The following is a 12,467-nucleotide window of genomic DNA, read 5'->3' on the forward strand; positions in this document are numbered from 1 at the left end:
ACCGGTGCAGAAACAGCCAGGTCCATGGCGCACGGCATACATGTTGTTTCAAGCAAGGCAACTTAACCGAACAACTTCACGAATGATTCTTACTACCAAACAAACAACCGTCCCCTTGAGTAAGTCCATACAGTAAATTCGCCCATACAACTCAATAAAGCCCAAACCAACAAGTCACCTATTCAATAGCCAACTAATAGTCAGCCTAAGAATAGTTATTTCAAATCCTGCCTTATCCCCCCTCCCAAAGTATTCCCTTTATAAATTGCCGCGTTTATTTCCTTTGGTTACTTCTCTTGCATATGAAAAAAAGCAATACACTCTATAGCCGAACACCACACCAAAAAATCTTGCACCGCCCCGAGCCCATTGACTAATACCCACAAAAACAGGTCATCACAGTCAATCCACAAGACTGTTCGCAACAGTAAAAACACATTATTCCCAGGCTTTCCCAACGAACCAGAAAAGCGTATTGCAGCCAGCTCGCGCAGTTCACTTGCAAAACTCCAGGCCTTGGCTAAGTTGATGACTAATCGTCATCCAAGTGTTCTCCAACGGGGCAAAAACCAATAAGAACCTTTCGAGGAATTCAATAACCGAACATCTCCCCTGCCTTACAAGCTGAACTGACACGGAATAAGTCATATCAATCAAGAGGGATGCTTGATGAAGCGCAGCTCGTTGCCTCGTGCCTTCTCGCTGAAGAGTACGACTGAGAATTACTGGCTCTCGTTATTCCTTTTCTCGACCCTCGTGGTCGCCAGCTTCCTGCTGTTCGAACAGCAGATCCAACAACTGCTGAACCATCTGGGCAGCTTGCTACCCACCGACCCCACGCAGCGTTTAGGCCTGGCCCTGCTGCTGGTAGCCCTGCTGACGCTGGATGTGCTGCTGCCAGTACCTTCAAGCCTGGTGGCGCTGCTGGCCGTGGCCGCCCTGGGTGCCATCGGCGGCTACCTGGTGATCTTTATCGGCCTGTGCCTGGGAGCCTGCCTGGGCTACTGGCTGGGGGCAGGCTACTTTCGCCTGCTCTCCAACTGGCTCGGTCTCAGAAACTGGCAACCCGGGCAACTGGCCTATCGCCTCAGTACCTTGTCGCTGGTCTGCCTGCGTGGTGTGCCAGTGCTGGCCGAGACCTCGGTGCTGGCCGCCGGCATGCAGCGCTACCCACAGCGCCAGTTCCTGCTGGTCACCACCCTGGCCAACGCCGGACTGGCCTTGGCCTACAGCGCCATCGGCAGTCTGCTGGTAGAGCAGAATGCCCTGCTGGCGACCATTCTCGCCAGCATGGTCCTGCCGGGTCTGTTCCTGGGCGGCCGCAGCCTGCTCAAGTCACCCGTCGCGCAGCCGCAGGGTGATCGAGCGCGCTCCCTGGAGGGTCGCTTCGAGGTGAGCTACCACTATCCGGTACTGTTCACCGACCACATCTTCCAGGCGGACAATGCCTGCCTGCACCAGCAACTCACCCGGCAGCATCCGGGGCGGACCACCGTGCTGGTGTTTGTCGACGAGCAACTGCTGCAGTGCTCCCCACAATTGCCACAGCAGATCAGCGATTACTTCAGCGCCCATACCGCCGACCTGCATCTGCAGGCCGCGCCGATCGCGGTGCCGGCGGGGGAACTGAGCAAAACCCCGGAAGTGCTCCAGCAGTTGTATGCGCACATGCTGCAGCATGGCCTGGACCGGCACTGCTATGTGCTGGCCCTGGGCGGCGGAGCGGTACTGGACGCCGTGGGCTACGCCTGCGCCACCTTCCACCGGGGCATGCGCCTGGTCCGCATCCCGACCACGGTGCTGGCCCAGAACGATGCCGGCATCGGGGTGAAAAACGGCATCAACGCCTTCGCCCAGAAGAACCTGCTGGGGGCGTTCTACCCCGCCACGGCAGTGATCAACGACTTCCAGCTGCTGCTCAGCCTGTCGCACCGGGACCAGATCGCCGGCCTCGCCGAGGCGGTGAAAGTCGCGGTGATCAAGGATCATGCGTTCTTCCAGTGGATGGAGCAGCAGGTCGAGGCCCTGGCCAGCTTCGAGCACAGCGCCAGCCGTTATGCCATCCGCCGCTGCGCCGAGTTGCACCTGGGCCATATCAATGGTGCCGGCGACCCCTTTGAACGGGGCAACGGCCGGCCTCTGGATTACGGCCACTGGGCCGCCCACAAGCTGGAAAACCTCAGTCGGCACCGCTTGCGCCATGGTGAGGCGGTGGCCGTGGGCATGGCTCTGGATGCGCTCTACGCCAACGCCATCGGCCTGCTGTCCGATGGGGAAACCCAGCGCCTGCTGCACGTGCTGGACAAGCTCGGCTTCAACCTGTGCCCCGCGGAACTGCGGCTGAAAGACGCCCAGGGTGGCTCTCTGGTGCTGCAAGGGCTGGAAGAGTTCCGCCAGCACCTGGGGGGGCAGTTGTCGATCCCGATGCTCAACCGCCTGGGCCAGTCCATCGATGTGCACCACATCGAACTGCCAGTGATGGAACAAGCCCTGTTGCGCCTGGCCAGCTTCGGCAGAGCGGACTTCGCCTGGAGCGAGGGCTGCGCGCAATGACGCCTTCAGCGCTGAGCACCTGGCTGACACTGGGGCGGGTCTCCAACCTGCCGACGGTGTGGACCAACACCCTGGCCGCCGCCCTGCTGGCCAGCAGCGCCACCGCCCTGGCGCCGCCCTCGTCGCTGGTCTGGACCCTGCTGCTGCTGGTGCTCTCGGCGCTCTACCTGGCGGGCATGCTGCTCAACGACCTGCTGGATGCCGACTGGGATCAGCGGCACCAGAACCCGCGCCCCATTGTCCTCGGCCTGGTCAGTCGCACTCAGGTGAGCCTGGCCACCACCGCCCTGCTGCTGTTGGCGTTGCTGTCGCTGCTGGGGCTCAGCCAGTTGATCGCCCAGCCTCGCTGGCTGCTGGCCAGCGCCGGATTGTTGCTGCTGTTCATCCTGGCCTACAACCTGCTGCACAAAAAACACCCCCACAGCGTCTGGCTCATGGGCGGCTGCCGCTCGGCCCTGTACCTGACCGCCGCCGCCAGCCTGGCCATGCCACCGCAACCGTTGTGGTTGTGCGCCGCGTTGCTGGGCGCCTACATCGCCGGCCTGACTTACCTGGCCCGGCTGGAACATAAGAACCAGCTGCTCGGCCGCCTGCCGCTGCTGCTGATGCTCAGCCCGCTGGCCCTGGTCGCTTATGCCGACAACGGCGTGTTCTGGCTGGTACTGCTGCTGTGGCTGGGCTGGTTGGGCTGGCACTACCGGCGCCATCTGGCCAACCCGCGGCAGCGGCAGATCCGTGCCTTTATCGGTGCCGGCCTGGCCGCCCTGCCACTGTTCGATGCCCTGGTACTGGCCCTGGCCAACCAACCCCTGGGCAGCCTGCTGTGCGTACTGGTGTTTTTCCTGCTTCCCCACCTTCAACGCTGGATCAAGCCGACATGAGCATGGACGTCATTGCCCCATCCTCGAATGCGCTCGCCCCCCGCCATGCCGCCTTCGCCGAACGGCGCCGGCAGCTCGACGGACAGCTCGCCCCCGACACCCGCCGCTGGTGGCAAGAGGCCCTGGAACAACTGGCCCGGAAGCCGTCGGCCAATACCCTGATGCTGCTCAGCAGCCAGTGCAAACGCCGCCTCGGCGACAGCCTGGTACCCGACAGCCAAGGCTGGACCCGGAGCCAGCTGGCCCGCGCGCTGTTGCTGGCGCAGCTTCTGCAACAGCAGGCCAGCGCCGATCGGTTGCCCTTGTTGCGCCAGCTGTTCCTCTGGGCCGACGACTCGGAAAAGAGCGCCCTGCTCAAGGCCCTGGACGACCTGGATAGCCAAGGCCACAGCCTCGACCTGGCGCTGCAGGCGGGGCGCACCAATAACCGCGAGGTGTTCGCCGCCATCGCCCTGGACAACCCCTTCCCGGCCCGCCACTACAACGACCGGGCCTTCAATCAACTGGTGCTCAAGAGCCTGGGCATGGGCCTGGACAGCCGCCGGATCAACGGCCTGGCCCAGCGGCGCAGCGTCGATCTCAACCAGCTGGCGCTGGACCTGATGGAGGAGCAATTGGCGGCGCAGCGCAACGTTTCCGACGGGTTGCCCCAGGCCATCGCCTTCGAGTTGTTGAGCCCAGCCCAGCGTCTGCGTCTGCGCGACCTGTGCCAGCAGCGACGACTGCCGCCGCACTGGCTCGAACACCTTACGGCCGACGCCTGAACAAGCCAGGTGTCACCACGGTTTTCTACAACCACATAAGGGACTCACCATGCTGAAGTACTTCGACCCGCATATTCATATGGTCAGCCGCACCACCGACGACTATCAGAACATGGCCGCCGCTGGCATCACCGGGGTGATCGAGCCGGCTTTCTGGCAAGGCCAGGCGCGCACCAGCGTCGGCAGCTTCATCGACTACTTCGATACCCTGCTGGGCTGGGAACGCTTTCGCGCCAGCATGTTCGGCATCCACCACTTTTGCACCATCGGCCTCAACCCCAAGGAGGCCAATGACCTGTCGCTGGCCAACGAGGTGCTGGAGATCCTGCCGCGCTATCTGGTCAAGGACGGCGTCGTGGCGGTAGGGGAAATCGGCTACGACGACATCACCCCGGAGGAAGACCGCTTTCTCGCCGCGCAACTGGAACTGGCCAAGCAGTTCAACCTGCCGGTGCTGGTGCACACCCCTCACCGCGACAAGATCGGCGGCACCAAGCGCACCCTGGCAGTGATCCGCGAAGTGGGCATCGCCGAACATCTGGTGATCATCGATCACCTCAACGAACTGACCCTGCCCCTGGTGCTCGACAGCGACTGCTGGCGCGGGCACTCCATCTACCCCAACACCAAGATGTCGGAGCAGCGCATGGTGGCCCTGCTCAAGGAGTACGGCACCGAGAAAATGGTGGTCAACAGCGCCGCCGACTGGGGCATCAGCGATCCGCTCAAGGTGCCCAAGACCGGACAGGCCATGCTCGCCGCCGGCTTCAGCGAAGCCCAGGTAGAGCAGGTGCTGTTCCACAACCCGGTGGATTTCTTCGCCCAGAGCGGGCAGCTGGACAAGCAGTGGGTGAGTGCCCCGCTGCCCATCGACCAGCGTCGTCAGTGGCAGGACAACTCCGCCCTGCGCGGCCAGGAACCGGTGGTCAAATGAGCACTCGTCGGGGCTGGAGCGCCGCCCGGATCGGCTATTGCAGCAACGTGCACCCAGCCCCCGACCTGGCCACGCTGAGCGCCTCGATCGAGACGCACTTCCAGGGCGTGCGCCAGCAACGCGGCCTGCCCGAACAGGACAGCGGGTTGTGGATCAGCGCCCAGGCGGCAGCCGAGCTGCAACAGCCGCAGGCCCTCATGGGATTTCTCAGGCTGTTGCAGCACAGCGGGCTGCGCCTGACTTCGCTCAATGGCTTTCCCTACGGCCAGTTCCACCAGGGTGCGGTGAAAGCCGAAGTCTATCTGCCCAACTGGGCCGATCCGCAGCGCCTGGAGTACAGCCTGCAACTGGCGCGGATCCTGGCCGCGGCCCTGCCGCAGGATTGCCCCAAAGGGGTGATTTCCAGCGTGCCGCTGGGGTATGCCGCCACCTGGAGCCTGGCCCACCGGCAACGGGCCGAGCAACAGCTGCGCCAGCTGACCCAGGCCCTGGCCAGGCTGCGCCGGGAGACCGGCAAGCAGATCCTGTTCTGCCTGGAAATGGAGCCCGACTGCGTGCTGGAGCACACCGACCAGGCCATCGAATTCTTCCGCCGCTGGCAAGCCACGGATCCCCATCATGAACATCTGGCCCTGTGCTTCGATGTCTGCCATCAAGCAGTGGTCTTCGAGCATTGCCATGACGCCCTGGAGCGGCTGCGCCAGGCCGGTGTGCCGGTGGGCAAGATCCAGCTCTCCAATGCCCTGATCTGCCGCCTGCCGGAAGCGGACCCGCTGCGGCGCCAGCAGGTGCTGACGGCCCTGGGGGACTTTGTCGAGGCCACCTACCTGCATCAGGTCAAAGCCCGGGACCACCAGGGCCGCCTGCTGGCCTGGCCGGACCTGCCCGCCGCACTGCAGGCCGGCGAGCTGGCGTCCTGCCCCGAGCTGCGCATTCATTTCCATGTGCCGCTATTCAGCGAGCAGTTGTTGCTGCCCGAACTCAGCGGCAGCCAGAGCGCGCTGTTGCAGACCTTCGATTACCTGGCGGAGCACCCGGAAGTGCACCCGGTACTGGAGGTGGAAACCTACAGCTGGAACGTGCTGCCCGCTCCGCTGCGGCCACAGACCGAACAGGCGCTGCTCCAGGGCATCGTTGCCGAGTTGCGCTGGGTCGAAGGGCAATTACGCGAGCGGCAACTGCTGAGCGCCCCATCCCCCGCGCAGGAGGCCTGCCCCCATGGCGTCTGAAACGAGCTGCCCACCGCTGTTGCTGATCAATGTGGTCGGGTTGACGCCGAGCCTGCTGGGCGAGGCCACGCCACGGATCAATGCCCTGCTGCGCAACGCCGCGATGACCAGCCTGCAACCGGTGTTCCCGGCCGTGACCTCGACCGTGCAGGCCTCGCTGCTGACCGGCCTGACGCCCGCGGAACACGGCATCGTCGGCAACGGCTGGTACTTTCGCGACCAGGCCGAAGTGCGCTTCTGGCTGCAATCCAACGCCCTGGTCCAGGGGGAAAAGGTCTGGCAGACCCTCAAGCGCCAGCGCCCCGACTTTCGCTGCAGCCAGTTGTTCTGGTGGTTCAACATGCACGCAGAGGTGGATGCGGCCATCACTCCACGCCCCCATTACCCGGCCGATGGGCGCAAGGTGTTCGGGCTCTATTCGACGCCCGCCAGCCTGCACCAGACCCTCGAGCGGCAGATCGGCGAGTTTCCCTTCCCCGGTTTCTGGGGCCCCGCGGCGGGCATCGCCTCCAGCCGCTGGATCGTCGATTGCGCCATGGCCGAGTTCCAGCTCAACCGACCCGACCTGCAACTGATCTACCTGCCGCACCTGGATTACAGCCTGCAACGCCTGGGGCCCCAAGACCCGTCGATCGCCGACGAGGTCCGCGCCATCGACCAGCAGGTGGGGCGCCTGCTGAGCTTCGCCCAAGCCCAGGGCGCCAGGGTGATGCTGCTCTCCGAATACGGCATCGAGGCGGTCCGGCAATCGGTGTCGATCAACCGCCTGCTGCGCCGTGAAGGATGGCTGCAGGTCCGCCAGTCGCTGAGCTGGGAATTGCTCGACCCTGGCGCCAGCGCCGCCTTCGCCGTGGTGGACCATCAGATCGCCCATGTCTACGTGAAACGCGCCGAGGACGTGTCCCGGGTCAAGGCGCTATTGCAGCGCCAGCCGGGCATCGAGCAGGTGCTGGACAAGCCCGCGCAACGGGACTGGCAACTGGACCACGAGCGCAGCGGCGAACTGGTGGCGGTGGCCGCGGCCGGCTACTGGTTCGATTACCGCTACTGGCTCGACGACTGCCTGGCCCCCGACTTCGCCCGCACCGTGGACATCCACCGCAAGCCGGGCTACGACCCGCTGGAACTGTTCATCGATCCGGCCATCCGCTTTCCGAAACTGCGAGCGGCGCGGCGCCTGCTGCAGAAAAAACTCGGCTTTCGCTACTACATGGACCTGATCCCCCTGGATACCCGGCTGGTCCGCGGCAGCCATGGACGCTTGCCGGCCAGCCGCGCGACCGCTCCGCTGCTGATCACCAATTGCGGTCTGTCGTTGCCGGACCAGCTTCCGGCCACGGCAGTCAAGCAACTGCTCCTGCAGTACTTCCTGGAGCGCCCTCACCACGACCCGGCCAATGCCAAGGAGCTTCCATGCGGCGAGCCATCTCTATAACAGTTCTGAGTGCCGTGGCCGGTTTGGCCCAGGCCCAGAGCGCCAGCCCTTACGACTGCAGCAATTTCTTCACCTACGGGACCGACGTCGAGAAGACCCGCAGCGACTTCCTCGCCAGTCCCGAGACCCAGGCCTGGAACTGGTTCGTCTGCCTCAACCAGCCGTCCGCCCAGGGCAGCCCCAACCGGGTCTGGGAAGGGCTCAAGCCCTCGAGTCAGGTGTTCCTGCCCAATGGTGCCCCGCCCCAGCCCTACCTGCCGGAGCAGCCCGCGCCCGACGCAGTCCTGGAACAGGCCCGGCAACTGGGGATGAACCTCGACCGGACCTTCCATGACCTGGACAGCACGCTACAGGTGGACGGGCTGCCCCTGCTGATGGGCGGCCAGGTACCGGAAGCGCAACGGGGCCAGCCGGTGCGTTTTCTCTTGCAGATGGGCCAGGGCACCTTCGACTACATCGTGCAGAAACAGGTCTACAACATGAACGGTCAGTACGCGCTGACCAGCGACCTGAAATTTCCCGAGACCTCCTGGGAGGTAAAAACCTCGTGGATCTGGATCGGCACCGATGCCACGTTCAAGCAACAGCTGGAAAACGACGGCTACTACATCATCCAGGCCTACTACCCCCACCAGAACCAGTATCAGGTCGGCTATGCCGCGCTCAGCGGCATGCACGTGATCAACAAGCTGAGTCCCAAGTGGATCTGGACCACCTTCGAGAACGTCAACAACCACAAGTACACCGTGACCAACGCCGTGCCGGCCACCCCGATGACCAACACCACCGGGCCGACGCCCCCCTCCATACCAGTCAACAGCAGCTTCCAGGGCAACTACCCCTACCTCTCGAAGTACGAGTTGATCGGGGTCGAATTCCAACCCGTGACCCAGGTGCTGGCCAATTCGCAACTGGAGTCGGCCTTCCAGGACACCTCATCGTGCCTGGCCTGCCACGGTACCGCGGCCTACTCGAAACAGAAGGGTTACTTCAATTTCGCGATGAAAGAGGACGGCGGGATCGTCTACCCCACCACCCCGCTGCCGGATTCGGACTTCGCCGATTACAACAAACTGGACTTTGTCTGGTCGCTTAAACGCGCCCAGTGGCAACGCTAAGGAGCCTGACATGAGCGTATTGAACTTCCCCCGCATCTACCTCAACGGCCATATGTTCTGGAACCCGCCAACGGCCAACAACAACGATGCACTGCCGCTCTATGACGCGGTCAGGATGGACCTCAACTGGCAGTTCCTGAACTCCTACGACATCAATCCCCAGAACGCTCCCGAAGCGCTGATGCCCTGGACCATCCGGCCGTTGTCCAGAACCCAGGTGCCTCACTATGTATTGCAGGTGCCGACCAATGCCTCGAACTTCCGCACCCCGTTCATGCCCGCCGAATGGGACCTGTTCGGCGACAATGCCTGCGGCACCGTGAGCTACAAGGACACCCAGTCAACGATCATTGGTGGCGAGCTCCAGGCCAATACCTACATCGACCGGGACCCGCTGGTCAGCAAGAGCTTTCAGTTGCTCGGCAACCCCTTTGGCAGCCAGGCGCCCACGCCCGCACGCTTCGTCGATATCAGCCCCTGGCAGAACACCTTCACCGCGCTGTATTTCGACAAGCTGGTGCTGGGCGACGCCCAGTGCGGCCTGACCCTCAACCGCCAGTACCGGATGCTCGACCGCTTCCTGAACTTCAACTGGGCATCCACCTTCGGCGGCCTGAGCTATGTGACGACCACCTGGCAGACCTGCTTTGCGAGGGAAAACCTGGACTGGGCCGTCGGCGATTCGCTCCTGCTGCAACAGCTCCAGCAGCAGATGATCGAGCAAGGCGCCAAGGGGCTGATGTTCCGCTTCTCCACCTACCTGACCTACTACGACAAGAACGGCGTGTTCAACGACTTCCCGCCGGTCAATACCCATTCCAGCAACCCCGAGGACGTGGCCCAGGTGCAGCGGATGTATGAGCAGGGGCTGAACAACGTCGCCGATATTTTCTACAACCCGGCCTACAGCAGCACGGCGGGTACCCTGGGCCTGTGGTTCGACGACGAATTCCCCACCGCCCCGGCTGGCCGGCGCCTGGTCCCGGCGGAGCCGGTGCCGGTCTACAAGACCACGCCTGGCGATATGCAAGACACCAAGGCCACGCTGGGCGTGATCCCTGTCCAGATCACCGGCGACACCCTGTCGCTGGATCTGTCCAATGGCATTCCGTTCTATCCGGTCGATCCCAAGGCCCCCATCGCGGTGGCCGAGAAATTCAATGCCGGCATCCTCCACCTGGGAGTGCGCCAGGAAGACCGGTTCATCTCCGCCGTCATGATCACCTACCCCCTGTACCGTCAGTCGGCCTTCAACCAGCGCTCAGGCATTCTCGACGTGCCCCTGACTGTCGAGCAAAAGAACCTGCTCGAGAGCGGCCCCCTGGAACTGCAAAAACTACTGGCAAGCGCCGAACCGGTGATCGCCGCCACCCAGCGGCAGTGGACCGCCGAAGTGGTCGAGAGTGGAGGCTTCATCGATGTTGGCGACCACAAGACGCTGACGATCATGGTGCAGAAGGACGGCAAGCCCGCGCCGGAGGGCACCGAACTGCTGGTCGCCGAATACGGCAACGCCTATATGGTGACCACCAGCGACTATTACCTGGCATTCAGCAACGAAGCCGACTTCACCCTGTTCTACGATTACCCGGAAGAACCTACGCTGAACCGCTCCAACCGGCCGCAGTTCATCGACACGCCGGTGGCTGTCAGCTATCTGGCCACTGGCAGCGGCCGCCGGCTCACGGACAGGCGCACGGTCGTCACCTCCAATACCGTGCCGGAGGGAGAACCGGTCGGTTATCAGCAGTTCCTCGACCAACCCATTACCGTCAACCTGCGCCCCTGCCTGGTTTTCGACAATGCCATCGCCCAGACCGGAACCCTGCGCGACGAAACGGCTACCAGCAGCGTCAACTACAGCATCGCCAGGATCCGCACCGACGCCAGCGGTGTCGCCCGACTGGGAATCAGGGCAGAGGCACCGGGTTTCCCTACCCTGCGTTTCTTCCTGCCCGAAGGCGGCAAGATGCCCGCCGTGCCCTTTAGCTTCAACTACTCCGAGGCCTACACCGACTGCCTCGCGCCTTTGCGGGTGCTGCCGCTGGAGCCGAAGCTGCAGCAGGACTTCATCGACTACTGGAACACCATCTACCGGGACCTGAACGCCAGCCAGCTGATGTGGAACAACTTCATCTACCCGCAGATCCTGCAGCCCTTCTATTACCTGTACCCGATCATGAACAAGTTCATGCCGCTCAACTCCCAGCAGCGCGTGGAAGGCGCCATCGACCAGTTGATCGTGCTGATCAGCAAGGAGTACCAGGAAGAAAGCACGCTCTCGATGCCCATCACCCGTGACATGTCGCAGAGCCGGCGGGCCGTGCTGGAGCTTTGGGCCAACGCCCTGGTGAAACACAATTACCCGCCGATGCCCCTGAGCATGAAGGACTTCCCCCCCTGCTGACAGGAGCCCCGTACCGGGAACACCGGGTGACACAGCGTCACCCGGCACTTCACAGGAGTGCCGCCATGAACGTCCGTCTCTTGCGCCGCCTGTTGCCATTGCTCCTGCTGTTCTGTCCCTGGGCTTTCGCCGGGCAGGACAGCAGCGAACCCTGGCAGCCGCCGCTATGGACCGACCCAACGCCAACTGGAGAGAACCGATGACAGCTCCCCTACGGATTCCCCCCCGGCCCCGTGAAGACTTGCGTGCGCACACGGTCATTCGCGAGAACCTGCTCAACCCCCGGGGCCTCTGTCTGCAAGCCGATGGCAGCCTGCTGCTGGCCGAAGCCGGCTCCGGGCGGCCGGACCAGCCGTTCAGTGGGCGCATCAGCCGGCTGCGCCCCGACCCGCGCCGGACGGGTGCCTACCTGATGCCCGAAACGCTGGCCCATGGCTTTCGCTCCATGAACATGCAGGCACGCATGCTGCGCGACGAAATCCTGGGGCTGTCGGATATCGCCTGCGGCGCGGGGCGTTGCCTGGCCAGCCTGACCGACTACGTCGAAGGCTCGAAAGTCCTGGACCTGGCCTGTAGCCCTCCCGAGCCTCTGTTTCACAGCCGCGGCAACCTCAACGCCCTGTGCTATCACCCCACGCGCCATCGCTGGCTGGCAGTCAAACCCGATAGCAACCAACTGGTGGAGTTCAGCGGCACCGGCGAGGAGCGGGTCCTGGTCGAGCTGCCCGACCTGGGCCAGGATCAGGATGCGGTGCCCGTTACCCTGGTCTACGAACCGAGCACCGGCGCCATGCTGATCAGCCTGTTTTCCGGCGAGTTGCACCAGGACCCGAGCCGCCGGGGCATCGACTTCGCCGACCAGGCCGGCCAGGTGATCCGGGTCTGGCCGGAAAGCGGCCACAGCGAAGTCCTGATCGAAGGCCTACAACTGCCCACCGGCCTGGCACTGACCCCAACGGGACAGCTGCTGGTGCTGGAACTCTGCGACCGTCTGCTGCAACCGCTACTCACGGACTGGGACGGCGAATGCCTGCACGGCGGCTTCGCCCGCTTCAGCGGCCGCCTGCTGTGCTGCAACCTGCCGACAAGAGAAGTGAGTATCCTCGCCCAGGGCCTGGATACCCCGTCCAACCTGTGCCTGGTACC

General features: G+C 63.6%; 10 protein-coding genes. All 10 read left to right on the plus strand.

The annotated features are described in order from the left end of the window. Nucleotides 1-669 precede the first annotated feature (669 nt). Nucleotides 670-2,553 (plus strand): 3-dehydroquinate synthase, encoded by a 1,884-nt coding sequence (locus J4E58_RS31465; RefSeq protein WP_087092705.1) that lies wholly within the window; start codon nucleotides 670-672, stop codon nucleotides 2,551-2,553. Beyond that, nucleotides 2,550-3,434: a UbiA family prenyltransferase gene (locus tag J4E58_RS31470; protein WP_087092706.1), complete on the plus strand. Its 885-nt coding sequence runs from the start codon at nucleotides 2,550-2,552 to the stop codon at nucleotides 3,432-3,434. Before J4E58_RS31465 ends, J4E58_RS31470 begins: the two co-directional genes overlap by 4 nt. Beyond that, nucleotides 3,431-4,198, plus strand: coding sequence for an EboA domain-containing protein (locus J4E58_RS31475; protein ID WP_087092707.1), 768 nt, complete (start codon nucleotides 3,431-3,433; stop codon nucleotides 4,196-4,198). The genes J4E58_RS31470 and J4E58_RS31475 overlap by 4 nt, the downstream gene beginning before the upstream one ends. Nucleotides 4,199-4,247: 49 nt before the next feature. Then, nucleotides 4,248-5,132: a TatD family hydrolase gene (locus J4E58_RS31480; protein ID WP_038575396.1), complete on the plus strand. Its 885-nt coding sequence runs from the start codon at nucleotides 4,248-4,250 to the stop codon at nucleotides 5,130-5,132. Then, nucleotides 5,129-6,361 carry a metabolite traffic protein EboE gene (gene eboE / locus J4E58_RS31485; protein WP_087092708.1) on the plus strand — a complete coding sequence of 411 codons (1,233 nt, stop codon included), beginning with the start codon at nucleotides 5,129-5,131 and terminating at the stop codon, nucleotides 6,359-6,361. Before J4E58_RS31480 ends, eboE begins: the two co-directional genes overlap by 4 nt. After that, on the plus strand, nucleotides 6,351-7,796 hold the full coding sequence (locus J4E58_RS31490; protein WP_087092709.1) for an alkaline phosphatase family protein: 1,446 nt from the start codon (nucleotides 6,351-6,353) through the stop codon (nucleotides 7,794-7,796). The genes eboE and J4E58_RS31490 overlap by 11 nt, the downstream gene beginning before the upstream one ends. Further along, complete coding sequence (locus tag J4E58_RS31495; protein ID WP_087092710.1) at nucleotides 7,775-8,914, plus strand: hypothetical protein; 1,140 nt, start codon at nucleotides 7,775-7,777, stop codon at nucleotides 8,912-8,914. The genes J4E58_RS31490 and J4E58_RS31495 overlap by 22 nt, the downstream gene beginning before the upstream one ends. A 10-nt stretch (nucleotides 8,915-8,924) precedes the next feature. Continuing rightward, a complete protein-coding gene (locus tag J4E58_RS31500; RefSeq protein ID WP_087092711.1) occupies nucleotides 8,925-11,321 on the plus strand; it encodes a hypothetical protein in 2,397 nt (798 codons plus the stop codon). 65 nt (nucleotides 11,322-11,386) lie between these two features. Continuing rightward, on the plus strand, nucleotides 11,387-11,524 hold the full coding sequence (locus J4E58_RS31505) for a hypothetical protein (protein ID WP_156376438.1): 138 nt from the start codon (nucleotides 11,387-11,389) through the stop codon (nucleotides 11,522-11,524). Then, the coding region (locus J4E58_RS31510) for a hypothetical protein (protein ID WP_207255366.1) at nucleotides 11,521-12,467 on the plus strand (947 nt) is incomplete at its 3' end. The genes J4E58_RS31505 and J4E58_RS31510, both read left to right, overlap by 4 nt.

Source organism: Pseudomonas sp. FW305-25, assembly GCF_017351415.1.
Lineage (GTDB): Bacteria > Pseudomonadota > Gammaproteobacteria > Pseudomonadales > Pseudomonadaceae > Aquipseudomonas > Aquipseudomonas chlororaphis.

What these genes read in the sequence shown, in the direction of transcription:
- J4E58_RS31500 (WP_087092711.1), top strand. Translation starts at nt 8,925, where the DNA reads ATGAGCGTATTGAACTTCCCCCGCATCTACCTCAACGGCCATATGTTC.
- J4E58_RS31465 (WP_087092705.1), top strand. Translation starts at nt 670, where the DNA reads ATGAAGCGCAGCTCGTTGCCTCGTGCCTTCTCGCTGAAGAGTACGACT.
- J4E58_RS31495 (WP_087092710.1), top strand. Translation starts at nt 7,775, where the DNA reads ATGCGGCGAGCCATCTCTATAACAGTTCTGAGTGCCGTGGCCGGTTTG.
- J4E58_RS31470 (WP_087092706.1), top strand. Translation starts at nt 2,550, where the DNA reads ATGACGCCTTCAGCGCTGAGCACCTGGCTGACACTGGGGCGGGTCTCC.
- J4E58_RS31475 (WP_087092707.1), top strand. Translation starts at nt 3,431, where the DNA reads ATGAGCATGGACGTCATTGCCCCATCCTCGAATGCGCTCGCCCCCCGC.
- eboE (WP_087092708.1), top strand. Translation starts at nt 5,129, where the DNA reads ATGAGCACTCGTCGGGGCTGGAGCGCCGCCCGGATCGGCTATTGCAGC.
- J4E58_RS31490 (WP_087092709.1), top strand. Translation starts at nt 6,351, where the DNA reads ATGGCGTCTGAAACGAGCTGCCCACCGCTGTTGCTGATCAATGTGGTC.
- J4E58_RS31480 (WP_038575396.1), top strand. Translation starts at nt 4,248, where the DNA reads ATGCTGAAGTACTTCGACCCGCATATTCATATGGTCAGCCGCACCACC.
- J4E58_RS31505 (WP_156376438.1), top strand. Translation starts at nt 11,387, where the DNA reads ATGAACGTCCGTCTCTTGCGCCGCCTGTTGCCATTGCTCCTGCTGTTC.